Here is a 23,391-nt window from a genome sequence, read left to right on the forward strand (position 1 = left end):
GATGCGCGAACTTATCAACAATATTGCCCATATCGGGTATCAGGTGAATGATTTAACGCGTTCGTTGGCCTTCTATGAACCACTAGGCTTTAAGCGCCAGCAGCGGTTTAGCAAACCCTCGCCGCAGGGCGCCATTGAGGTCGCTTTTATTGAAATGGGGGGTACGGTTCTCGAACTGTACCAACTACCCGAAGGGGTTCCTTTTGACTCGCCTCGCTGCGGTATCGATCATCTTGCACTTGAAGTCAGCGACCTGGATGCCGTTCAGAAGAGACTGGAAGCACTCGGCTATCCGCTGGATGAAGGGCCTGTTGAGGAAGAATGCGTGCGTTTCCTGCTTATTCGCGGCCCGGATGGCGAACGTCTTGAGTTCGACGCATTTAAAAAATAACGTGCTGTTATAAAATATATTTTTCTGTACAGGCATCCTTTTAGACCCAGATAAATCGGGTCTAAAAGGATCGGATTCGTCATGAAATCAGTAATGCACAGATGGCTAAAGTACTTAATGGTGTTGCCGATGATGTCTTTATCACCACCATTATCTGCCATGCATTAATTAATATTACAAGGGATAATTGAATTCAGGAGAGTCGGGGAGAAGTCAATCTGGAGCGGGCGAAGGAAATCGAACAATACAATTAAACCATTGTAAATTAAGGATTATTTATAAAGGCATGTGGTATTTAATCACTGACACCAAACGATTTGTATTATCCGCAGCCGAAAACTCAATGGCATTTGAGCTTGAGAAAGAAGAGTATCAACGGAAGCTCAAACAAGGAAATTACAGTCTTGATCCAAAAAATCATACCTACTCTCATCCCCATGAAGTGACCCTGACCCGAGATCCTGCTCCATTCAGAAACAGAATTCCGGCATGATGACTACTCCCCTGAGCGGAGGTTGTGCCGATGAAAAAGTCACGATTCACCGAAGAGCAGATTGTCTTTGCCCTGAAACAGGCCGAACTGGGTACGAGCGAAGGCCGGACTCGAACTTCAAACCTAATAGACTGATATCAATGTTGTTTATAAATAGGAATAAATAGTTATACCCGTTACTGTACCCACAAGTTAAAATCCGTACAAGAAATAGACATTGCGAGTGGGTATAAAGCCATATCAGTAGAACACCGATATGGCTGTCAAAGCAATATTCAGGCAGGCAGGAAAGTTTTCTTCAGAGACATCAATTCGCATCCGCTCAGAACAAAGTTAGATGTGGCCGCGAGTTGAACATTAAACTTACTCTTGCGATGCTAGTTCCCATGGCAAATCTCTGCGTCTATTTACTGGTTTCAGAGTACCCTCGTTTCTCAATTGTTGAGCGGCCCAACGAATGTCATATTGCCACGTATACAACATATCTCCCGAATCTCTAAGCTCAGCCTCGTAGCTGTCCCATACGTACTTTGAAACTTCACGTGGCCAAGCACTACCACCACGTTCCCGAAGACACTCGATGATCCATTTTTTCATGCTTTCCCTGGTTACCGTCATATACCCTGACCTTCACTCGTCGTTCGATATATCGCAATACTAGCATTGACAGCTTCTGGTACAAGGTGGGCAGAACCTAAGCGCTTGTAGTCTGCTATGAGCGAAGAGCAGACATATTTCCTACAGAGAATAGTCTAGCTTTAATAGACAAAATCACTGAGGAGAAGGTCATCGTTATTTGATAACTGCATTTCTATTCATCAGCGTCTGTCTCAGTTATTTATTGAAATTTTCCCTGCGTTTCAAAAGATTCTCAACTTTAATCGGCTTATCGGTCAGGCGAATTTTCATCGCTTCAAGTTTCCACAGATCTGGGTCAGAGGCTAGAACTTCTGAGGTGAAGTGCATAGTAAGCTGTTCTGGGTCAATCGCCATTGCGCCCATATCGAACAGGCTGTGTAGGTCTGCACGTAGTAATAATCCATTTTTAAAGCTGGCCCCACCTTTACGAGCATGCTGCACCAAGTGAGCCGCTTCGCAGCGGATTATACTGGCACCTGTAGCAACGCAGCGATCGTTACAGTTAGTGGCTACATCTGCACGAAACTGCGCCTGATTACGACGGCGGTGCCCATAGAAAGGCACATCTTCTTCGTGATCGCGATCTTCCACAAGCTTGCGCTTTTTGCGCTCACGGTATTTATGGGTAGCTCTGGCCGACTTCGCTTTTTGTACTTTGTCTGCAGCTAGAGATTCTGGCGTTGGGGCAGGCAGACAAAGTTGCGGCACAGGAATATCCAAAATAACGAGCGCAGGGGGGCTTTGGCCAAGCTAGTTTCGGCTTTCCAGATGTCAACTACCTCAGCGAGTTTCATACCGTGATATTTATCCGCTTGCTTCGAATACCAGTCGTGATATGCCTCTAGGTGTTCCTCTGGTACCCCGTTTCTGCGATATCCCATGGCAATATTGTTTTCCGCAATTGGCTTTTTCACCTTCGCAGACTTAATCACGGAGGTAGGTTCTATTGCGGCCATGACCTCCGGTTCGGGCTGAGCGACAGCCTCCGCGGTCAGATTTCCCCAGAGCTTAATAGCATTAACCAGCGGCTTGCCTTTAGACTGTTTGGGATTCTGCTTGTACCAGTCATGAAATGCCTGTTCGTCACCAAGGGGGACTCCTTTACTACGAAGCATAGCGAAATGAACGGCCATGCCCTCGGTCTTGTTTTTCTTCGTCTTTACGGGCACAGGCGTGGTTGCTGGAACGGTTGGAATATCATTTGAGAAGCCAGAAACTTTAACCGTGGTCTTGCCGTTGTAGACTTTCACGCTATTTCCTTCAACCAGCACCTGATTACCCTTTCTAACCTGATCATTGATGTAGTTATCAATCTGAGAGTAGTTAAGGCCAGTCTGGCGCATCAGGGCCGCACGGAAGCCACGCGTTAGCTCACTATCACGATTAGACGTACAAGGAACGTTACGCACACGCCAAGCATTTTGGTAACGACCAAACACCGAGTAACCGAACTGATCCTGAATATTGGTCCAGCCCTTTGCATTTGAGCTGCGGTAAAGCTTACCATCACACACAAAGGTAAAGGGAGACACGATCAGGTGTCCACGGACTTCGATAGGCATATTGTCTCTCTTTTACATTATCAAACTGGGCTACTACTTGAGTGCTTTGGTTAGATGTTTGGTGACCAGCGTGGGAATAATAGACCAAGGCTTTTACTGATAGTATCCAACCTATTTACCAAAATAATTTTGAGGCTGAGCAATTAAATTGTCCGAAAACGACAACTTCCGCCTCTGGCACGAAGCGGACATGTTACCTGATCTGAAGGTCCGCTGCGGGCGAGAGGCGGTCACTATGTGTAGTGCTAAGAAGCTAGCACTGTCTAACATGAATGCAGATGAAGAAACACTATAGAGATAACAGACCTATTTGAAAAAGGACTGTTATCCGTGATGTTTATTAGTGTGAAATATTTTTTTAAGAATATACAGATTCTGGTAATCCATCCAAACACTCTATAACAAAATGCCTGGCCTCTTGGTCATCTCTCACTAAGGACATAATTTTAGTTTCATAAAATGCACGATTTGGACAGTTAAGCCTGCGAATGATTTTATCTATCATACCAGTTCGCCTAATTGAATATCTTTCTATCAAGAAATTAACATCTTTTCGTTCAAGAGCATCTTCATAAATCGATAGCTCATTGTTATAAATATCTCCAGCATTAATTGACACGTTTTTATTCTCGAAGCCGCCTCTATGACTTGGCATTAATTGATTAAACATCCATCTTACTGATTTATTAACAGCAAGGCTACATAAATCCTTCTTCTTTGAAGGATCAATTAATACAGCAAGAATATCTTGCTTAATATTGTTCATAACCGAAATATCAATTTCAAAAATGTCACCGTGCTTTTTTATGAAGAACTCTATCATTACAGGATGATAGAATATTGATTCAATAGAGTGATATTTTAGTGTAAAGATAAAATCACTTTTTAAGCTATCAATTTCTTCTGTTTTCTTATTATCATTGTCAACCAATCCAAATGCATTAACCCATCCTAGCTTATCATTACCTCTAATACCTCTGACCGAAATAGCCACATCTTCACAGCCCTCCTTCGGGATTAACGAAACATCGGGAAAAATTGATTTATAAAGTCCTATATCAAGACTTGAGTTTATTCCCTCTATGAAAATAACTTTCTCTTTTGCACCGATAATATCTTTTTTTATGTGATCCGAAATTGAACCGGGATCTCTTATGAGTTCCGTTTCCCACGAAGTTGCGATTTCAGAACTATATCTACACGATTTTACCAAAAGAATCTGTGAATTATCCATATCTGAAGCAAGACCTATATCGTGTGTTGATACAATGAAAAAGCAATCAGGCCTGATTGCTATCAGTTCCGATAGCAAGGGAGATGAAACAGACCTATGTAAATGCCTTTCAGGCTCATCAATGATAAAAAGAGCGCCTGGCAATGCTGATATAACATCAGCGGATATAGTTATGGCATTTTTCTCGCCATCAGATAATTGAGATATAGAGTAAATTGATGGCGGGTTATATTTTGAGTTGACTGCCATAATATTATCTTCATCATCGTGCTCTATTGTGATAGGCATTCCTGATGATATTAAAACTGAATTAATTACTTCTTTAGGTGACACACTAACCTTGAGCGCTCCATCTATATCTCTTGCGTCTACTTTATCGGCAACATCTCTATTCCTTCTATTAATTGCCTTTTTTAATCTAATGACAGGAAGTTTGCTTTGTCTTGCATCCTCGACTTTCCAACGAGAAGTGTTTGAGTATCTTACGTTGTTTTGAAGATATTCTAAAGTAGAAGCAAACTCCGAGTTCGACATATCAATAACCGATGTGTCAAACCAAATTTGCCTATGCGCAGATATCAATACGACATTATTATAATCTCTTAGGTTTTTTAGTATGTGATATATTAGTGATGACTTGCCAGCACCATTAGCTCCAAGAATAAAAAGAACCTGTCCTTTATAGATGGGCAATAATCCATTTTCAATGTTCTCTGAAGGAATAGGAATACCAACGTAATTTTCCAAGTTTTTCTCCTAAACTAAGTAGAGCTACTATTATTTATATCTATCCATTGTATTCTAAGATTTTGGCAGTCGCCACATTACTTTTCTTAGCTCTTGTAGCTAGAATTGTCTGCTCATACTGAATCGGCATGTCTATATATTTCGATAGAACCGTGTCTTTGAACAATAACTCAGTCAGCTCGTCCGTTCTTGGCACAAAGCGGACACTAAGTATCCGTTTAAAGTCAACTTGGTAAAGACTATGCCGATAGCAGATGAGTAAGTAACATTTGCCAGATAGCGACAGGTGGCGGGCATGACTTCGCTGCACGCAGAGTTGTTGCAGGTAGAAACTTCATTGATGGCTCTCGTGAAAGAAATTAAAGTTGAGTGGGATAAACAGCGAAGTATACGTAGCCGCAACTACCAAGCGTATCAGCTTCGCAGGTGAGTCCGTTGTGGTAAAGCGTGACACAGTGCTGATGCCGTGAAGAGAGTTCCCCGCTGGTGAGCATCAGCTCCAGTTGCTTGAGTATCAACGGAAAGGCTTGATCCAGGTGCAGCGCGTAATCATCGCTGAAAGCACCGTTAAACCCGGCGCGGTCAGCGAGAAAATGCACCCGACTGCCTTCCTGTACCAGACGAGCGCCAAAACAGGGTGTAATAGCGCGTTTAAGCCCCCACTGCTGACAGGCGGGATTCTCCGGTTTGGTACCGGGGTCTGAGTGATTGTTCATTATTGTTCCTGATTAAAGGGAAGGATTAATTGAGAGTGACACTTCTAAGAATGACATAGGGACCATTGCGGTCCTGACGGCGTTCAGCAAACACGGCCAGAACACCGCGTATGTCCTGAACTTCCCGGCCAGCATAATGGCAGATACTTCCAGACCATTTATATTTGCCGGTACAGAAGCGAAACAGCCGGGAGCCTGGATGCTGTCAGTACAAAGCCATTGCCTGGCGTTTACTGATGATTTTCATATCCACCCTCGCTCCGCAAACGACACAATGCCATCTGAACCGACGACCAAATGATCAAGCGTGTTCACATCAACCAGTGCCAGGGATTCTTTAAGCCTACCGGTAATGTTGCGATCGCATTGGCTGGGCTCCGAGTCGCCGGATGGATGGTTATCGGCTAGATGTAGTTTTAGTAGATAAGCCCGCTGAAGTGAAACTTCAGGGTGGTTGGATACGCATGAAAGTACCTCCACATTATGATACGGCCCAGCGGGAAGCTGTTCTCAACCAGTGGTATCGTGGTATTTTAAAACAAAGACTGCCTAAGTTAATGGCAAAATGGCAGCAGGAAATTAAAGTTGAAGCCAGTTATGTTGGCATCAAGCGAATGAAGACCAAATGGGGTAGCTGTAACCCCCAAACCGCACGTATCTGGATCAATCTCGAATTGGTGAAAAAACCTCCTGAATGCCTTGAATTCATTGTGGTTCACGAGCTAGTTCATCTATACGAACGCAAACACAATGAGCGTTTTATCGGCCTGATAAGTATTCACTTGCCAAACTGGCGTGAATACAGAGCTAAGTTGAATAAAATGCCCTTGGCTTATAATCACTGGTCATATTAAAATCGACATATAATTTAAAAAAAATTAAATAAGGCTGGTACCTATCAGTACCAACCGAACACTTAAAAACGGATGTACGATTTCATTTCTTTTTCTAAAAAACTCAACTCTTCTTGTAATTTATTTTGCTCATCAATTAAAGAATACAGATCCATATCCTGGACTTTCTCTGTACGTTTAACATATCTAGTAATATTAAGGTTATAGTCATTAGCCTCAATCTCACTTAAACAGGCAATATGGGAAAAATTATCTAAACCTTGTCTTTCGTGGAAAACCTCTGATATTTTTTTGATATTCTCGTCTGTTATATAGTTCCGCCCTTTTGAATTTTCAAAAAGCATCGTTGAATCTATAAACAAAACGTTTGAATCCACTTTGTTCTTTCTAAATATTAAAATAACGGTTGCTATATTAGTTGAGGCAAACAAACGTTCAGGAAGGCCAATAACGGCGTCTAATAAATTTTTCTTAATTAAATTTTGTCGAATCAGAGCTTCATTTGCGCCTCGAAATAAAACGCCATGTGGGACCACAACTGCCATTCTACCTGTGTGATCCTTCATAGAAGCAATCATATGCAAGATAAATGCATAATCAGCCTTGGATTGTGGAGGCATTCCTAGAGCAAAACGACCAAACCTGTCTCTAGAGGCTTCTTCATACCCCCAATTGGACACAGAGAATGGTGGATTTGAAACTACAACATCAAATTTTTCCAATTCTCCTTTATGATCTTGAAATTGTGGATTAATAAAAACATCTCCCCATTTTATTTCACATCCGTAAACTCCATGTAAGAACATATTAATATACGAAATATTCCATGAGGATTTTAAAATTTCTTGTCCATATACCTTATAGTCCTGCAGTTTTTTACTATTCGGTATTTTCTGGATAGTGCTTAATAAAAGGGAGCCTGACCCACAGGCAGGATCATAAATCGAATCACCTTCCACGGGTAAAACCAACTCAGATAACAACGCCGAAACACCATATGGTGTATAAAAGTCACTACCCCTTGCATTTGTTTCAAATGCTATTTTTTCGAATAACACTTTGCATATTAACTCTATACTTGGTGTTCCATTATCATAATTATTGAATTGAAACCTTTCAGAATTGAGAGCATGCAATAAATCACTTAATAAAGCATCTCTATCTTTTCTCGATCCAAGTCGATCAGATGTGTAGTCTATATCATTAAATATTGATCCATCACACTTATAGAATGAATGAAAAATAACATCATCATAGAAATGCAACGCTCTATTAATTCTTTCACCAATAGATCCCTCTCTGATGTCAGAACAAATAGAATAGAAACTCATATCTTCAGGGACATTAGATAATACTTCTTTTATTCTTGAGTGTTCGTAAGCTATCCCATCCCTTTTCATTTTATAATTTAGATCAGATATATATTTAAGAAAGATCAAAGGAAGAACATAATAAAAGGAAGACGTAGTATCTAAACGCCCTCTGAAAACATTTAAAACTTCTCCAACAATTTCCTTAATATCTTTTTCATTAACTTTAATCACGATTAATCACCTTCTGTAAGTAAGTTAATGCAAACTTGCTGATATAATAAATTACCATTATCAACAATTCTTCTATGTATATCTCTTTGATTTTCCCAGTTATTTCTTATTCGAGAAATACTAATCTGACAATCTAGAGATGGCAGCTCAATTTTCATATTAGAAAGGGTTTTTAAATTAATTTTAGTAATATTAGTACCTTCACTCACCTCATTAAAATAGGCCTGTCCAAAAGATGAATTAATATACCACCTTAAATAGTCAGGTAATATACTGTTTTCTTTGCACTTTATTATTGCATTTTGATTACTCGTAATGCCCGGCAATGCTTTTGTTTTCCTAAAGATACAGGCTGAAAAAACTGGCCCCCGAAGGCGTAGAAGAATGTCCCCATTTTGAAGATAATGTTTTTCAGGGTCAACTGGAGGGGATACTCTGGCAAGAGTATCCATACGTAAAAGCCCTTCTGTATCAATATCTTTAGTTTGGATTAAATAGCATTTACCTTTATCACCAAGGTCGTTTATAGCCGTTTTAAACGGCATACCTAAACGTATGTCTGCAATTTCTCCCAATTTAACAATATCATTCATAGTTTATCCTTGGGGAGAGAACTCTCCCCTATGTTTTAGTTAGTTTTTAAGATGATTGATTGCTTGATATTCATATCACCTGAATGAACTTCCAAATCCATTTGAAATGATAAGGCAGGCACCACGTATAAGAAAATTGCTAAAGGTGCCATACGGAGTCTTTTTACAGTTGCATTTGTCAAAGTACGCTGGTATTTTTTCGTATTCATATTTTTCATTCCTCTTTGGTCATATCTTTTCCGAGAGTAATGAGAGTGAACAGTAGCGCCACTACATGAACACTCCCCTATCGCTGTAGTACGCACCGTACTACGTTGCGATAGGGTAAATATTATCATGTTTATGACGACAAGCAAGTAGTACGTAACGTACTACCAAGAAACATTGCCATTCAAGACAGTATTACTCACTTAATCACCTGATTTACCTACAATTTATTTTTACTTTTTCCCCTAAAATTAAATGGCTCTGTCGTTGCTTCCCGATTCGCATCTAAAAAATCAGCCCACCACTGCAACATTAGCCTCCTCTCCCCCAGATGCTCTGCCTTATGAATGTAAGCCGCACGCACAGTGTTACGCTCCTGGTGACTCATCTGCCGCTCTACCGCATCACTCGACCATAATCCCGACTCGATCAACGAGCTACAGGCCATCGTTCTAAAACCATGCCCACACACTTCCGTTTTCGTGTCATAGCCCATCACTCGCAAGGCCTTGTTAAGCGTATTCTCACTCATTGGCTTACGCGGATCGTGATCACCAACGAAGATCAGCTCACGGTTTCCACTCATGCTTTTGATCTTTTCCAGAATGGTGAGAGCTTGTCGAGATAAGGGTACAAGATGTGGAGTCCGCATCTTCGAACCACGCTGAGAATGCTTAACTCCCTCCAGTGGCTCACGTTCTCCCGGAATCGTCCACATGGCAGTATCAAAATCCACTTCTGACCAGCGAGCAAAACGTAGCTCGCTTGAACGGATGAAAACTAACAAAGTGAGTTCCACTGCCAACCGGGTTAAAGGCCTGCCAGAGTAGTGATCAATGCGATGAAGTAATTCAGGAATGCGATTGAGTTCTAGCGCAGCACGATGCTGTCTTTTCGCCGTAGCAACCGCACCGGCAATCTCCTGTGCGGGGTTGTAATCGATTAAGCCGCTCTGCACAGCAAAGCGCATAATCGCGGTAGTACGCTGCTGCAAACGAGCAGCGACTTCGAGACGCCCGGATGATTCCACCGCTTTGATGGGTACAAGAAGATCCCGAGTCTTAAGCTCCGTAATGTTCCGCTTACCAATGGCAGCAAAGAGATTATCTTCGAGGCTTTTCAATACACGAGCGCTATGCGATGCCGACCATTTTTTATTACTAGCGTGCCATTCTCTGGCAACCACTTCAAACGTTATTGCCTCTTGCTCCTGCTCTACCTTAACGGCTTTCTTGTTCTCACTAGGGTCGACACCGTTAGCCAACTGCTTACGGGCTTCATCACGCCGTGCCCTGGCATCAGCCAATGACACTTCAGGATATTTCCCCAGGGCCAGCATCTTCTCCTTACCGCCAAAGCAATAACGAAGCCGCCAATATTTCGAACCGTTCGGGTGAACAAGCAAAACCATACCGTCGCCGTCAGTCAGTTTATAGGCTTTTGCTTCAGGCTTAGCCGAACGAACCTTCACATCACTCAGAGCCATGATGAGTATCCTTTCAAGGGTTCTGTGTGGGTACAAACATTATCGAACCGGGATATACCCGCAGTTGTACCCACATCAGTAAGTTGATGTCGATTGAATCAGGTTGACTTAGGTTGAGTGAAAAATCGCGGAAAGCCTTGTGTGGCGCGGATTCCAGACACAAAAAAAGCCGCCCTTGAGCGACTTGATTGTATCTTTTGGTGCCGAAGGCCGGACTCGAACCGGCACGTATTTCTACGGTTGATTTTGAATCAACTGCGTCTACCGATTTCGCCACTTCGGCACTGAAGGGATACGGAAACGTTGTGGATTATACCTGTCGATGGCCGCCATGCAAGCGCCAGCGTATGTCAGCCTCGCTAAGTGTTGAAAAAAACAGCGTTTAGTCCCTCTGCTCCCCGTAGCAGCTCCCCGCAACGCCTCAGCGCCGCCATCTCCCCCGCGCCTCCTTCTGCCAAGCACTCACCCGCCCGATGCTCTACACTTTCTGTTTATCTGAGCCAGGCCAGACAACGCACACTACGCCAAACCAAGGAAACCGTCATGAGCACCATTAAAAGCTACGCCGCCAAAGAAGCGGGCGCCGACCTGTCACTATGGGAGTACGACGCGGGCGACCTGCTGCCCCAGGACGTCGAAGTGCAGGTTGAATACTGCGGGATCTGCCACTCTGACCTGTCGATGATCGACAACGAATGGGGCATGTCGAGCTATCCGCTGGTTGCCGGTCACGAAGTGATCGGCCGCGTCTCGGCGCTGGGCAGCGCGGCGCAAAATAAAGGACTGAAGATCGGCCAGAAGGTAGGGATCGGCTGGACCGCCCGCAGCTGCGGGCACTGCGACGCCTGTATCAGCGGCAACCAGATCAACTGCCTGGAAGGCTCGGTACCGACCATCATCAACCGCGGCGGCTTCGCCGATAAACTGCGCGCCGACTGGCAATGGGTGATCCCCCTGCCGGAAAGCATCGACATCGAAACCGCCGGCCCTATGCTCTGCGGCGGCATCACCGTCTTTAAACCCCTGCTGATGCACCACGTCACCGCTACCAGCCGCGTCGGCGTCATTGGTATCGGCGGCCTGGGCCACATCGCCATCAAACTGCTGCACGCCATGGGTGCGGAAGTCACCGCTTTTAGCTCGAACCCGGCGAAAGAGCAGGAAGTGCTGGCAATGGGTGCCGATCGTGTGGTCAACAGCCGAGATCCGCAAGCCTTAAAAGCGCTGGCCGGTCAGTTTGACCTGATCATCAACACCGTCGCGGTAGACCTCGAATGGCAGCCCTACTTTGAAGCGCTGGCCTACGGCGGCAACTTCCACACCGTCGGCGCGGTGATGAAACCCCTTCAGGTCCCGGCCTTTACCCTGATTGGCGGCGACCGCAGCATCTCCGGCTCGGCCACCGGTAACCCGTCTGAACTGCGCAAGTTGATGAAGTTCGCCGGGCGCAGCAAAGTCGCCCCGACTACCGAACTGTTCCCGATGTCGCAGATTAACGATGCCCTGAAGCACGTGCGCGATGGCAAAGCCCGCTATCGTGTGGTGCTGAAGGCCGACTTCTAAGCGCGATGCTCCCCCGCCGGGCGCCCCTTGCGCCCGGCATTTTGCTGCCACTTCATCAAACCGTCATCTCCCCGCCATCCCTTTGCAGTCATTCGTTCCCACAATCCGGGCTTCCACAAACGCCTGAACGAGACGTCTGCCACCATGAGAAAAACCTGGCTCCCCTGGCTGATACTGTCGCCTTCTCTGCTGTTTTTACTGCTGTTTACCTGGTTCCCGCTCGGCCGTTCGGTGTACGACAGCCTGTTCGACACCCGCATGGCCAGCGACGGCGCGCCCTTCGTCGGGCTGGATAACTTTGCCCGCCTGTTTGCCGATAACGTCTTCTGGCAATCGCTGCTCAATAACCTGCTCTACATCCTGCTGACGGTGATCCCCGGCGTCACCCTGGCCCTGCTGCTGGCGGTGGCCCTCAGCGAAAACCATCGCGTGAACCGCTGGCTGCGCACCGCCTTCTTCTTCCCGATGATCATCCCGATGGTCAGCGCCGCCGCGCTGTGGCTGTTTATCTTTATGCCCGGCCTCGGCCTGCTTGATCACTATCTGGCAAAGCTCTTCGGCCCGATGAACACCAACTGGCTGGGGCACAGCAACAGCGCGCTGCTGGCGCTGGCGCTGATTGGCGTGTGGAAATTCGCCGGCTACTACATGCTGTTTTTCCTCGCCGGGTTGCAGAGTATCCCGGCCTCCACTCGCGAAGCCGCCATCATGGAAGGGGCCACCCGCAGCCAGGTGTTCTTTAAGGTCACCCTGCCGCTGCTGCGCCCGACCCTCAGCTTCGTTATCACCACCGCGCTTATCTACTCCATCACCCAGATTGACCACGTGGCGGTGATGACCCGCGGCGGGCCGGACAACGCTACCACCGTGCTGCTCTACTACATCCAGAATCTGGCGTGGGATACCCACGACCTCGGCAAAGCCTCTGCCGCCACCTTCCTGACGTTGGCCGGGCTGTTCGCCTTCTCGCTGATCAACCTGAAACTGCTGGAGAAAGGAGCGCACTATGAGCGCTGAAGCCTCACCGCCGCTGCTGCGAGAGCAGCAGCGATCGCACCCGCTGTGGCTGCGCCTGCGTCGTTCACAGCCGTTTACCCTTAGCGTGCTAATGGCCTGTCTGGCGCTGCTGTGGGTCAGCCCGCTGCTGTGGATGCTGGCGACCGCCTTCAGCGCCACCACCTTCGGCGAAGACATGGCCTCGCTGCTGCCGCGCCCGCCGCTGACCCTCGATAACTTCCGCGACGCCTGGGCCAGCGCCGACTGGCTGAGCCTGTACGCCAACACCCTGATCTTCACCTTCGGCACCTTCATCGTGCAGCTGTTCACCATCACCACCGCCGGGTACGTCTTCGCCTGCCACGAGTTCCGCGGCAAACAGACGCTGTTCCTGCTGTTTTTGGTGCAGCTGATGATCATGCCGGTGGTGATGATGGTGCCGAACATGCTGACCCTGAAAACCTTCGGCCTGCTCAACACCCTCACCGGGGTGATGATGCCCTACTTCACCTCGGCGTTCGGCGTGTTCCTGATGCGCCAGGCGTTCCTCGCCATCCCCAAAGAGCTGGAAGAAGCCGCTCTGATGGAGGGCTGCCGTTGGTGGCAGGTGCTGTTCCGCGTGCTGCTGCCGATGTCCTGGCCGTCGGTGCTGGCCTTCGCCACCGTCAGCATTACCTACCACTGGAACGAGTATCTGTGGCCGCTGATGATGCTCAACGATCCCGATAAACAGGTGCTCACCGTGGGGCTGGTCTCCTTCGCCATGGGCGCCGAATCCGGCGGCCAGTGGGGTACCATCGGCGCCGGTACCTTGATGGTCTGTCTGCCGCTGATGCTGGCATTCATCCTTTTCCAGAAACAGTTCCTGCGAAGCTTCGGCTTCTCCGGGATCAAATAAGGAGTTATCTATGCTGTTAGCGCAAATCTCGGATACCCACTTTCGCAGCCACGGTCAGAAACTGTATGGCTTTATCGATGTAAACGCCGCCAACGCCGACGTGGTCTCCCAGCTGAACGCCCTGCCCGAGCGCCCGGACGCGGTGGTGATCAGCGGTGATATCGTCAACTGCGGCCGCCCGCAGGAGTACGAGGCGGCCCGCCAGATCCTCGGCAGCCTGAACTATCCGTTGTACCTGATCCCCGGCAACCACGACGACAAAGCGCTGTTTCTGGAATACCTGCAGCCGCTGTGCCCGCAGCTCGGCAACGATGCGCAGAACATGCATTACGCGGTGGATGATTTTGCCACCCGCCTGCTGTTTATCGACTCCAGCCGCGCCGGCACCTCCAAAGGCTGGCTGACCGACGAAACCATCAAATGGCTGGAAGCCCAGCTGTTCGACGGCGGCGACAAACCGGCCACCGTCTTTATGCACCACCCGCCGCTGCCGCTGGGCAACGCACAGATGGACCCTATCGCCTGTGAAAACGGCTACCGCCTGCTGGGGCTGGTTGAGCGCTTCCCTTCGCTGACGCGCATCTTCTGCGGCCATAACCACAGCCTGACCCTGACCCAGTACCGCCAGGCGATCATCTCCACCATCCCCGGCACCGTCCATCAGGTGCCCTATTTTCATGAAGACAGCCGCCCGTACTACGACCTGTCGCCAGCCTCGTGCCTGATGCACCGCCAGGTCGGCGAGCAGTGGGTCAGCTACCAGCACCCGCTGACCCACCACGCCGGGCCGTGGCTGTATGACGAAAACATTAGCTGCCCAACGGAAGAGCGTTAATCCTCATGCTTAGTTTGCAAAACATCAGTAAGCGCTTTGACGGCAAACCGGCGCTCGATGCCCTCTCCCTCGACATTCACGACGGCGAGTTTGTGGTGCTGGTCGGCCCCTCCGGCTGCGGCAAAAGCACGCTGCTGCGGCTGCTGGCCGGACTGGAGCCGGTGAGCGAAGGCGAGATCTGGCTGCACAACCAAAACATCACCGCCCTGTCGCCGCGCGAACGTAATTTCGCGATGATCTTCCAGAACTACGCGCTGTTTCCGCATCTGTCGGTGCAGGACAACATCACCTTCGGCATGAAGGTGCGTAAGGAAGACAAGGCCAGCTGGCAGCCGCGGGTCGACCACGTGGCGCAGATGCTGCAGCTGGAAAGCCTGCTGGACCGCAAACCGGCGAAGCTCTCCGGCGGCCAGCGTCAGCGGGTGGCGATGGCCCGCGCCATCGTGCGCAACCCGCGTCTGTTTCTGATGGACGAGCCGCTCTCCAACCTCGACGCGCGGCTGCGCAGCGAGGTGCGCGATAGCATTATGGATCTCCACCAGCAGCTGAAAACCAGCACCGTCTACGTGACCCACGACCAGACCGAAGCGATGTCGATGGCTGACCGCATCGTGGTGATGAACGGTGGCCAGGTGCAGCAGGTTGGGCCGCCGGAGCACCTCTATGCCCATCCGGCCAACCTGTTTGTCGCCGGGTTTATCGGCTCGCCAGCGATGAATCTGCTGTCGCTGCCCTGCACCGACGGCCAGGTTCAGCTCGGCGAACTGCGCCATCCGCTGCCGCCAGACTGGCGCGACGAATCCCGCGTCTGGTTGGGCATTCGTCCGGAACATATCAGCGATCGCGTGGAGGAAGGCCACCTGCGCCTGCCCGCCAGCGTGCTGCAACGAGAACTGATGGGTGCCGATTATCTGCTCCACGTCAGCACCCCTATCGGCACCCTGCGCTTTAGTCGCCGCCACCGCGGCACGGTGCCGGAGAAAGGCGACACGCTGACCCTCGGCTTCGCGCCTGCCGATATTCATCTCTTTCATGCTGATCAGCAGCACAACTTAATGAGCCTGTGAATCAGGCGTTTACTCCAGGAGATTGACCATGCTTAAAACCCTGACGGCGGTCGGGCTTTCACTTGCTCTCTGCGGCAGCGCGCTGGCGAAAGAGAAGATCGATTTCATGTTCCCGGCGCCAGTCGACGGTAAGCTGACCATGGAGATGACCCGGGTGATCAAAGCTTTCAACGACGCGCAGCAGGATGTCGAAGTGCGCGGGATCTTCACCGGCAACTACGACACCACCAAGATCAAAGCCGAGTCGGCGCAGAAAGCCGGGCAGCCGCCGGCGCTGGTGATCATGTCCGCCAACTTCACCACCGATCTGGCGCTGAAGGAGGAGATCCTGCCGATGGACGAGCTGTTTAAATATGGCGACCAGAAGGCTGGCGATTTCCTGGTGCAGGATTTCTGGCCAGCGATGCACAAGAATGCCCAGGTGATGGGCACCACCTATGCGATCCCGTTCCATAACTCGACGCCGATCCTCTATTACAACAAGACGCTGTTCGATCAGGCCGGAATCAAACAGCCGCCGCAGACCTGGGCCGAGCTGCTGGCGGATGCCAAAAAGCTGACCGACGAGAGCAAGGGCCAGTGGGGGATCATGCTGCCGTCGACCAACGACGACTACGGCGGCTGGATTTTCTCGGCGCTGGTGCGGGCCAACGGCGGTAAATATTTCAACGAAGATTACCCCGGCGAGGTGTACTACAACGCACCGACCACCATCGGGGCTCTGCGCTTCTGGCAGGATCTGATCTACAAAGACAAAGTGATGCCCTCCGGCGTGCTGAATTCAAAGCAGATCAGCGCCAGCTTCTTCTCTGGCAAAGTGGGCATGGCGATGCTGAGCACCGGCGCGCTGGGCTTTATGCGTGAGAACAGCAAGGATTTTGAACTGGGAGTGGCGATGCTGCCGGCGAAAGAGCAGCGGGCTGTACCGATCGGCGGCGCCAGCCTGGTAAGCTTTAAAGGCATTTCCGAGGAACAAAAAAAGGCGGCGTATCAGTTCTTAACCTATCTGGTTAGCCCGCAGGTGAACGGCGCCTGGAGCCGCTTTACCGGCTATTTCTCGCCGCGAAAAGCCGCCTACGATACCCCGGAAATGAAAGCCTATCTGCAGCAGGACCCGCGCGCGACGATTGCGCTGGAGCAGTTGAAATATGCCCATCCGTGGTATTCCACCTGGGAGACCGTCGCCGTGCGTAAAGCCATGGAAAACCAGCTGGCCGCAGTGGTCAACGATGCCAAAGTGACCCCGGAAGCCGCGGTACAGGCCGCCCAGAAAGAGGCCGATGCGCTGATGAAGCCCTACGTCGATAAAACCGCCCTGGCGCCACAGCAGTAATCCCGCCCTCTGAAACTCCCCGGGGGCGCCATGCTTACCGGGGATCCCGCCAGCCGTTTGATTTTTCAGCGTAAAAAGGGTACGTTTTCCACCTTCCCCCCTAGCGTGAGCGGTCGTGCATTATGCCTATTATTCAGTCTGTTGAACGTGCCTTGACGATCCTCGACCTGTTTAACGAACAGGCCACGGAGCTCAAGATCACCGACATCAGCAAACAGATGGGCCTCAGCAAAAGCACCCTGCATTCGCTACTCAAAACGCTGCAGCTGCACGGCTATATCGACCAGAACCCGGAAAATGGCAAATATCGCCTGGGCATGAAGCTGGTCGAACGCGGTAATTTTGTGGTGGGGACCATCGATATTCGTCAGAAGGCCAAAAGCTGGCTGACCGAACTGTCGCAGCACACCGGGCAGACCACCCATCTCGGCATCCTTGACGGGCGCGAAGGGGTCTATATCGAAAAAATCGAAGGCAAGCTCGCCGCCATCGCCTACTCGCGCATCGGCCGGCGTTTGCCGATCCACGCCACGGCGATCGGCAAGGTGCTGGTCGCCTGGCTCAGCGAAGCAGAACGCCAGCCCCTGCTGGAAGGCTATCAGTACACGGCATTCACCCCCGCGACCATCACCTCCCGCGAGGCCCTGCTGGCAGCGCTGGCGCAAACCCGCGCCAACGGCTATGCCCTCGATAGCGAAGAGAACGAACAGGGCGTGCGCTGCGTGGCGGTTCCGGTGTGGAACCATGAATCGCGCGTTATTGCCGCCCTGAGCCTGTCAACGCTCACCTCCCGCGTCGATGACGACGAGCTCGCTCGCTTTCGTGCCCTGCTGGAAACCGCCGGGCGCCAGCTGTCGGTCGCGCTGGGCTACCCGGCCTGAGGCGTTATCCGGCAACCGGCTCATAGCTGAAGTAGTCGAAATCGGCGTAGCACCCGTCGCCGCTGATATCCTCGCAGTGCAGGCCAACGAAGGCACCGGTAAAGAATCCGCGCCCGCCGATATAGTCATCCGACAGCTTCCAGGCGGCATAATCAACCGGCACGGTATGCCACTGCTCACCGTCAAACGAGTAGCTGTAGCGATAGACAAGATGGTCAACGTCAACCCGCAGCCAGATGCTCTGCGCCGTTTCCGGCACCGCAACCGGCTGCTCGTGCAGCGGCCATGACGGCACGTTGTGGTCCAGCTGCAGCACTTTTATCGTCCGCCCCCGGCCCTCTTCGAAATCCACAAAGCAGTAGCTCCAGTTTTTGCTGTTGTAATAACAGGTCAGGCCGGCGCTCTGCTGGAAGTTCTCCGGGGAAAATTCCATGCGCGTTTCGGCGCGGAAAGCAGCGTGCTGCCAGCGCCGGGCCACCGTCGACTGGGTAAAGGTGGAGTTAAGCGAATCGTTGCCATACAGCCGCAGAAAGCCCGAACGCGCGCTGAGCGAACCTAAAGTATCATCAAACGGGATACGCAGCGTCTGCAGGTGCGGATCGAGAGTCGGGCCACTGAAATCATCCCGCCAGTTCTCGCTGGCGACGGCGCGACTTTCGGTCATCCTTGGCCCCGGCACGGTCAGCTGCGCATGTTTGCCCCCTTCCACCGACGGCCAGCCGTCGTGCCAGGCGATACGCGCGATCCCCGTTTCACGCCCGAGCGAGCAGTAGCCACGCCCGCCGGAAGCCAGCAGCGGCACGCCGGGCAAACGCTGTGGACGGCTGGTGAGATAGGCCATGTACCATTCGCCAGTGTGGGTCTCCAGCAGCGAACCGTGGCCGCTCTTCTGTAACGGGTTTTCCGGCAGATGCCAGCTGGTCATCATCGTGCCGTCCGGGTGCAGCTCATACGGGCCGTCGATGTTTTTAGCCCGCAGCACCACCACCGCATGCTCGTAGCTGGTGCCGCCCTCGGCGACCAGCAGATAGTACCAGCCGTCTTTCTGGTACAGGTGGGCACCCTCGGTGTAACGCAGCGCCGTACCGGTAAACAGGGTTTTCCGCGTTTTCGACAGCGTCTGGCTCTGCGGGAAGAACTCCTGCATCACGATGGTACAGTGCGGATCGCTGTGGTGACGTGGCCCCCACGGGCGATAAATATAGTATTTACGCCCGTCGTTATCGTGGAACAGCGACGGATCGAAACCGCCGTTGCCCATAGCGACAGGCTCGCTCCACGGCCCTTCAATGGACGGAGCGGTGACCAGATAGTTGCGGCCGTTTTTCCACGGGGAATCCACAATTTTGACATCGGTATACAGCAGCCAGAACTGCCCATCGGCATAGCTCAGACACGGCGCCCAGATGCCGCCGGAGTCCGGGTTGCCCTTCATGTCCAGCTGCGACACACGATCCAGTGGGGTGCTGACCAGCGACCAGTTTTTCAAATCTCGCGAATGATAAATGCGCACCCCCGGAAACCACTCGAAGGTAGAGGTGGCGATGTAGTAATCCTCACCCTGGCGACACATCGACGGGTCCGGGTTAAACCCGGTCAGAATCGGATTGGTAATCGTGTACATAGTACCTCCTTCTTAGGAATTAGATGTCGCGGCGGCGCTGGCAGGAATACCCTCTTCCTGCACCGAGCGATGCTTACGTAACTGCTGACTGATGGCCTCCACGCGGGCATCGGTCAGCTTGTAGAGTGACAGCATGATGAACATGCCGACGTAGAGCACCACTGGCACCACGCAGAACAGAATTTTGATGGTGGAAAGCACCTCCACCGGCTGCACGCTGTTGCTGGCGGAGTAGTTGACGAAGGCCAGGATCCAGCCCACCACCGCGCCGCCGATCGCCAGGCCAATCTTCAGGCTAAACAGGTAGGTCGAGAACACCAGCCCGTCGAGGCGCCGCCCGCTGCGGCTCTCTTCGTAATCCACCACGTCGGAGGCCATCAACCACTGCAGCGGCGTAGTGGTGTTAAAGACGAACAGGAACACAATGTTGAGGGCGAAAATCAGCGCAATATGTTCGGCCGGCACCATGAAAATCAGCAGGCTGATCAGCGAGTAAACCACGATAATCGCTTTAAACGCCTTCACCCGGTCGAAGCGGCCTAACAGGCGCGACGAGGCCAGCGAGCCAAACATGGTGGCAATGCTGCCGTACAGCAGAAACTGCATCGCCAGTTCCGGATGGTCCATCACATACTTGACGAAATAGAGCGTCGCCCCGCCGCGTACCACGTTGGAACAGGTCGCCATCATTTTGAAGGCACACATAATGCGCCACTGGGTGTTGCCGAACAGCAGTCGGAGATCTTTCGCCACCGACGAACCTGGCTGCACCTCGAAGGTGTAGCGCTCTTTGGTGGTAAAGAAGCACACGTACAGCAGCACCACGCCGGTCAGCCCCAGCACGCACATCGCGCCAAAGTAGCCCAGTTGCTCGTCCCCTTTGCCGATGATGCCCACCAGCGGCAGCGCAATCCCGCTAATCGCCAGCGAGCCCGCCGCCGCGAGGAAGAAGCGCCACGACTGCAAGGCATGACGCTCTTTGGGATCGGCGGTAATCACCCCCGGCATCGCGCAATACGGCACGTTGACGAAGGTGTACACCAGCGTCAGCAGAATGTAGGTCACGCAGGCATAGATAATCTTGCCCTGAGCGGAAAAGTCCGGCGTGTAGAAGGTCAGCATGCAGACGATGCCAAACGGGATAGCCCCCCACAGCAGGAACGGACGGAACTGACCGTGGCGGGTACGGGTGCGGTCCACCAGCAGGCCCATCAGCGGATCGGTCACGGCATCCAGCACGCGGGAAACCAAAAACAGCGTGCCCATAATGCCTGCGGAAAGGCCAAATACATCGGTATAGAAATAGGCCAGCAGGAACATCGTGGCCTGCCAGACAAAGCCGCAGGCGGTATCGCCCAGGCCGTAGCCGATTTTATCTTTCATGGTTAATTGCATATTTATCCCCAACCCTAAAGAGTGGAATAGAGCAAACGTCAGAGTCCTGAAACAGGAATAAATTTCTGTTGCCACATCAGGAATTCACCCATCATTCGTGTGCTTATGGTTCACGTTTTCGTGTTAACAGAGTGTAAGAAGATGAGCATTTTTCCGGCAATGACCATTTTTAATTTATGAATTATGTTTTTTGGTTTTTGTGATTACCATCGTTATAAAAATGACATCACGATAAAATAGTTAAGCTTTTACTTTTAACAAGTTATGAAATAACTAAAATCCATAAAAATATTTATTTCAGACAGCACAAAGCCGCCCGCAAAATATTTCCGCAGACGACTAATGGGCGATATTTTATTTAAATGCCGAGAGCTTTTTTCCCGGCGTTAATCACCTCGATAATTTTATCGGTATCATATATGCAGCCTTTCCAGGTACCGCCGCTGACCGACTGTAACGCCGCCCATAAACGGGTATCGTCCGGTAAAAAATCATGGGCATGCAGTTCGGGATGCGCAGCGCGAGCCGCCAGTTCCAGCGCCCCTTCTTCCGGCGTAAGCCGCTTCTGCGCGGTACCGATAAAGTTGACGCTGCCGGTTAACGCCAGCCTGTCCACCGCAATCTCAATCACATCGTTATCGCGCAGCTTGCCGATAGGCCCGCCCGCCAGCGCTTCCGGGGCGACGTGACCAAAGCAGGCGCCGGTCGACACCCCGGAAAAACGGGCGTCGGTAATCAGCGACACCGTTTTTCCCCACGACACATGCTTCAGCGCCGAGGTGAGCTGGTAGGTCTCTTCCATGCCGGTGCCGGACGGGCCGCCGCCGATCACCACCATGATATCGCCCTGTTCGATCTCGCCGTTCTTAATCGCCTTGATCGCCCGCGCCTCCGACACAAACACCCGCGCCCGCCCGGTATGACGATAAACACCATCTTCGCCCACCACCGACGGGTCGATGGCCGTAGCTTTGATAACCGACCCCTCAGGCGCAATATTGCCCACCGGGAAAGCCACCGTAGAGGTCAGCCCCCGAGCCTGCGCGCGGGCCGGCGGGAGGATCACATCATCCGGGTCGACGCCATCCTGCTCGCGCAGGCACTGACGGAATTTCTCACGCCGCTCGGAGGTCTGCCACCAGTCGAGATTTTCCCCGACCGTCTGCCCGGTGACCGTCATCGCATCGAGATGCAGCAGCCCCAGATCGCGCAGATGCAGCATCACTTCCGGCACTCCACCGGCGAGGAAAGCGCGCACCGTCGGGTGGTAGTCCGGGCCGTTCGGCAGCACGCTAACCAGCCGTGGGACTTTCCGGTTGATGCGCGTCCAGTGCTCAACGTCCGGGATGGTGCAGCCCGCCGCGTGGGCGATGGCGGGAATATGCAGCAGCAGGTTGGTGGAGCCGCCAAACGCCGCGTGGATAACCATCGCGTTTTCAATCGCTTTGTCGGTCAGAATATCGCGGGTGGTGATACCGCGGTTATCCAGTTCGCTCACCGCTCTGGCCGACTGGCGGGAGATTTCCAGCCACACGTCCTGCCCTGACGGCGCCAGCGCCGAGTGCGGCAGCGCCAGCCCGAGGGCTTCCGCCACCACCTGCGAGGTGCCCGCCGTTCCTAAGAACTGGCAACCGCCCCCCGGAGAGGCGCAGGCCCGGCAGCCCAACTCGGCAGCCTCCTGCAACGACAGTTCGTGGTTGGCGTAGCGTGCGCCAATGGTTTGTACTTTCCCGGCATCTTCCCCGAAGGTTGGCGGCAGCGTCGCGCCGCCGGGAACCAGAATGGTCGGCAGATCGTGCATCGCCGCCAGGGCAATCATCGTCGCCGGCAGGCCTTTGTCGCAGGTCGCCACGCCGATCACCGCCCGGCGCGTTGGCAGCGAGCGGATCAGGCGGCGGAACACAATGGCCGCGTCGTTGCGGTACGGCAGCGAGTCGAACATGCCATGGGTGCCCTGAGAGCGGCCATCGCAGGGGTCGCTGACGAAGGCGGCGAACGGGATCCCGCCGTTGCGGGTGATCTCTTTGGCCGCGGCCTGCATTTGCAGGCCGATCTCCCAGTGCCCGGTATGGTAACCCAGCGCCACCGGGCGCCCGTCACCGGCGCGGATACCGCCCTGAGTGCCAATGATCAGCACCTCTTTTCCGGTAAGCTTGTTAGCGTCCCAGCCCATCCCGGCGTTTTGCGTCATGCCGAACAGATTACCGCTCGGCGACTCCATCAGCATTTGCGGGGTCAGCGGCAGCGCCCCCTGTGGGCCGGCGGCATGGGTGATAACCGCGTAAAAAGCATCGTCCTGCGCCGTGAATATCGTCTCAATCGCCATCTTATTT

20 protein-coding genes, 1 tRNA gene and 4 pseudogenes are annotated in these 23,391 nt (G+C 51.8%); 10 read left to right on the plus strand and 15 right to left on the minus strand.

The features are described from left to right. The first annotated feature begins 1 nt into the window (after nucleotide 1). Complete coding sequence (locus ACMYSN_RS12090; RefSeq protein ID WP_462498134.1) at nucleotides 2–391, plus strand: VOC family protein; 390 nt, start codon at nucleotides 2–4, stop codon at nucleotides 389–391. 286 nt (nucleotides 392–677) lie between these two features. Next, entirely contained in the window at nucleotides 678–884 is a 207-nt protein-coding gene (locus tag ACMYSN_RS12095) for a hypothetical protein (protein WP_462498135.1), read from the plus strand. Between the two features lie 834 nt (nucleotides 885–1,718). Here the strand turns inward: ACMYSN_RS12095 and ACMYSN_RS12100 are convergent. From ACMYSN_RS12100 to ACMYSN_RS12130, 7 genes and pseudogenes are all read right to left on the minus strand, one after another. Continuing rightward, a complete protein-coding gene (locus ACMYSN_RS12100; protein ID WP_462498136.1) occupies nucleotides 1,719–2,231 on the minus strand; it encodes an HNH endonuclease in 513 nt (170 codons plus the stop codon). Then, entirely contained in the window at nucleotides 2,189–3,085 is an 897-nt protein-coding gene (locus ACMYSN_RS12105; protein WP_462498137.1) for a hypothetical protein, read from the minus strand. The genes ACMYSN_RS12100 and ACMYSN_RS12105 overlap by 43 nt, the downstream gene beginning before the upstream one ends. 358 nt (nucleotides 3,086–3,443) lie before the next feature. Further along, on the minus strand, nucleotides 3,444–5,066 hold the full coding sequence (locus ACMYSN_RS12110; protein WP_462498138.1) for an AAA family ATPase: 1,623 nt from the start codon (nucleotides 5,064–5,066) through the stop codon (nucleotides 3,444–3,446). Between the two features lie 248 nt (nucleotides 5,067–5,314). Further along, nucleotides 5,315–5,404, minus strand: a pseudogene (locus tag ACMYSN_RS12115) (TA system toxin CbtA family protein); the annotation flags it as partial. A gap of 21 nt (nucleotides 5,405–5,425) precedes the next feature. Beyond that, complete coding sequence (locus ACMYSN_RS12120; protein ID WP_462498139.1) at nucleotides 5,426–5,782, minus strand: type IV toxin-antitoxin system YeeU family antitoxin; 357 nt, start codon at nucleotides 5,780–5,782, stop codon at nucleotides 5,426–5,428. A gap of 25 nt (nucleotides 5,783–5,807) precedes the next feature. Continuing rightward, a pseudogene (locus ACMYSN_RS12125) lies at nucleotides 5,808–6,029 on the minus strand (DUF987 domain-containing protein). Next, a pseudogene (locus ACMYSN_RS12130) lies at nucleotides 6,026–6,292 on the minus strand (JAB domain-containing protein); the annotation flags it as partial. The pseudogenes ACMYSN_RS12130 and ACMYSN_RS12125, both read right to left, overlap by 4 nt. Here ACMYSN_RS12130 and ACMYSN_RS12135 point away from each other — a divergent pair. Then, a pseudogene (locus tag ACMYSN_RS12135) lies at nucleotides 6,178–6,636 on the plus strand (SprT-like domain-containing protein); the annotation flags it as partial. The pseudogenes ACMYSN_RS12130 and ACMYSN_RS12135 sit on opposite strands and share 115 nt — an antisense overlap. A 62-nt stretch (nucleotides 6,637–6,698) precedes the next feature. Here ACMYSN_RS12135 and ACMYSN_RS12140 read toward each other — a convergent pair. From ACMYSN_RS12140 to ACMYSN_RS12160, 5 genes are all read right to left on the minus strand, one after another. Continuing rightward, nucleotides 6,699–8,180, minus strand: a complete 1,482-nt coding sequence (locus tag ACMYSN_RS12140; RefSeq protein ID WP_462498140.1) for an N-6 DNA methylase — start codon at nucleotides 8,178–8,180, stop codon at nucleotides 6,699–6,701. Between the two features lie 2 nt (nucleotides 8,181–8,182). After that, nucleotides 8,183–8,773: a restriction endonuclease subunit S gene (locus ACMYSN_RS12145; RefSeq protein ID WP_462498141.1), complete on the minus strand. Its 591-nt coding sequence runs from the start codon at nucleotides 8,771–8,773 to the stop codon at nucleotides 8,183–8,185. 35 nt (nucleotides 8,774–8,808) lie between these two features. Beyond that, nucleotides 8,809–8,982 (minus strand): hypothetical protein, encoded by a 174-nt coding sequence (locus ACMYSN_RS12150; protein WP_320189616.1) that lies wholly within the window; start codon nucleotides 8,980–8,982, stop codon nucleotides 8,809–8,811. A gap of 218 nt (nucleotides 8,983–9,200) precedes the next feature. Continuing rightward, a complete protein-coding gene (locus ACMYSN_RS12155) occupies nucleotides 9,201–10,466 on the minus strand; it encodes a tyrosine-type recombinase/integrase (protein WP_462498142.1) in 1,266 nt (421 codons plus the stop codon). 198 nt (nucleotides 10,467–10,664) lie between these two features. Continuing rightward, a tRNA-Leu gene (locus ACMYSN_RS12160) sits at nucleotides 10,665–10,749 on the minus strand. Between the two features lie 260 nt (nucleotides 10,750–11,009). Here ACMYSN_RS12160 and ahr point away from each other — a divergent pair. From ahr to ACMYSN_RS12195, 7 genes are all read left to right on the plus strand, one after another. Continuing rightward, on the plus strand, nucleotides 11,010–12,029 hold the full coding sequence (ahr, locus tag ACMYSN_RS12165) for an NAD(P)-dependent alcohol dehydrogenase (RefSeq protein ID WP_462498143.1): 1,020 nt from the start codon (nucleotides 11,010–11,012) through the stop codon (nucleotides 12,027–12,029). A 144-nt stretch (nucleotides 12,030–12,173) separates the two neighbouring features. Further along, nucleotides 12,174–13,046 carry a carbohydrate ABC transporter permease gene (locus ACMYSN_RS12170; RefSeq protein WP_123757941.1) on the plus strand — a complete coding sequence of 291 codons (873 nt, stop codon included), beginning with the start codon at nucleotides 12,174–12,176 and terminating at the stop codon, nucleotides 13,044–13,046. After that, on the plus strand, nucleotides 13,036–13,923 hold the full coding sequence (locus ACMYSN_RS12175; RefSeq protein ID WP_462498144.1) for a carbohydrate ABC transporter permease: 888 nt from the start codon (nucleotides 13,036–13,038) through the stop codon (nucleotides 13,921–13,923). Before ACMYSN_RS12170 ends, ACMYSN_RS12175 begins: the two co-directional genes overlap by 11 nt. Nucleotides 13,924–13,933: 10 nt before the next feature. Then, nucleotides 13,934–14,758 carry a phosphodiesterase gene (locus tag ACMYSN_RS12180; protein ID WP_462498145.1) on the plus strand — a complete coding sequence of 275 codons (825 nt, stop codon included), beginning with the start codon at nucleotides 13,934–13,936 and terminating at the stop codon, nucleotides 14,756–14,758. 5 nt (nucleotides 14,759–14,763) lie between these two features. Then, nucleotides 14,764–15,825: an ABC transporter ATP-binding protein gene (locus ACMYSN_RS12185; protein ID WP_462498146.1), complete on the plus strand. Its 1,062-nt coding sequence runs from the start codon at nucleotides 14,764–14,766 to the stop codon at nucleotides 15,823–15,825. A 28-nt stretch (nucleotides 15,826–15,853) separates the two neighbouring features. After that, nucleotides 15,854–17,158, plus strand: coding sequence for an ABC transporter substrate-binding protein (locus ACMYSN_RS12190; RefSeq protein ID WP_462498147.1), 1,305 nt, complete (start codon nucleotides 15,854–15,856; stop codon nucleotides 17,156–17,158). Between the two features lie 122 nt (nucleotides 17,159–17,280). After that, complete coding sequence (locus ACMYSN_RS12195; protein ID WP_462498148.1) at nucleotides 17,281–18,039, plus strand: IclR family transcriptional regulator; 759 nt, start codon at nucleotides 17,281–17,283, stop codon at nucleotides 18,037–18,039. Nucleotides 18,040–18,043: 4 nt separating this feature from the next. Here ACMYSN_RS12195 and ACMYSN_RS12200 read toward each other — a convergent pair whose 3' ends face one another. The 3 genes from ACMYSN_RS12200 to ACMYSN_RS12210 all read right to left on the minus strand — a co-directional run bounded on the left by ACMYSN_RS12200 (nucleotide 18,044) and on the right by ACMYSN_RS12210 (nucleotide 23,384). Further along, entirely contained in the window at nucleotides 18,044–19,663 is a 1,620-nt protein-coding gene (locus ACMYSN_RS12200) for a glycoside hydrolase family 43 protein (RefSeq protein ID WP_462498149.1), read from the minus strand. Between the two features lie 12 nt (nucleotides 19,664–19,675). After that, nucleotides 19,676–21,058 carry an MFS transporter gene (locus ACMYSN_RS12205; protein WP_462498150.1) on the minus strand — a complete coding sequence of 461 codons (1,383 nt, stop codon included), beginning with the start codon at nucleotides 21,056–21,058 and terminating at the stop codon, nucleotides 19,676–19,678. Between the two features lie 358 nt (nucleotides 21,059–21,416). Beyond that, entirely contained in the window at nucleotides 21,417–23,384 is a 1,968-nt protein-coding gene (locus ACMYSN_RS12210; protein ID WP_462498151.1) for an IlvD/Edd family dehydratase, read from the minus strand. Nucleotides 23,385–23,391: the final 7 nt, after the last annotated feature.

Source organism: Klebsiella sp. R445, assembly GCF_051131755.1.
Lineage (GTDB): Bacteria > Pseudomonadota > Gammaproteobacteria > Enterobacterales > Enterobacteriaceae > Klebsiella > Klebsiella lignicola.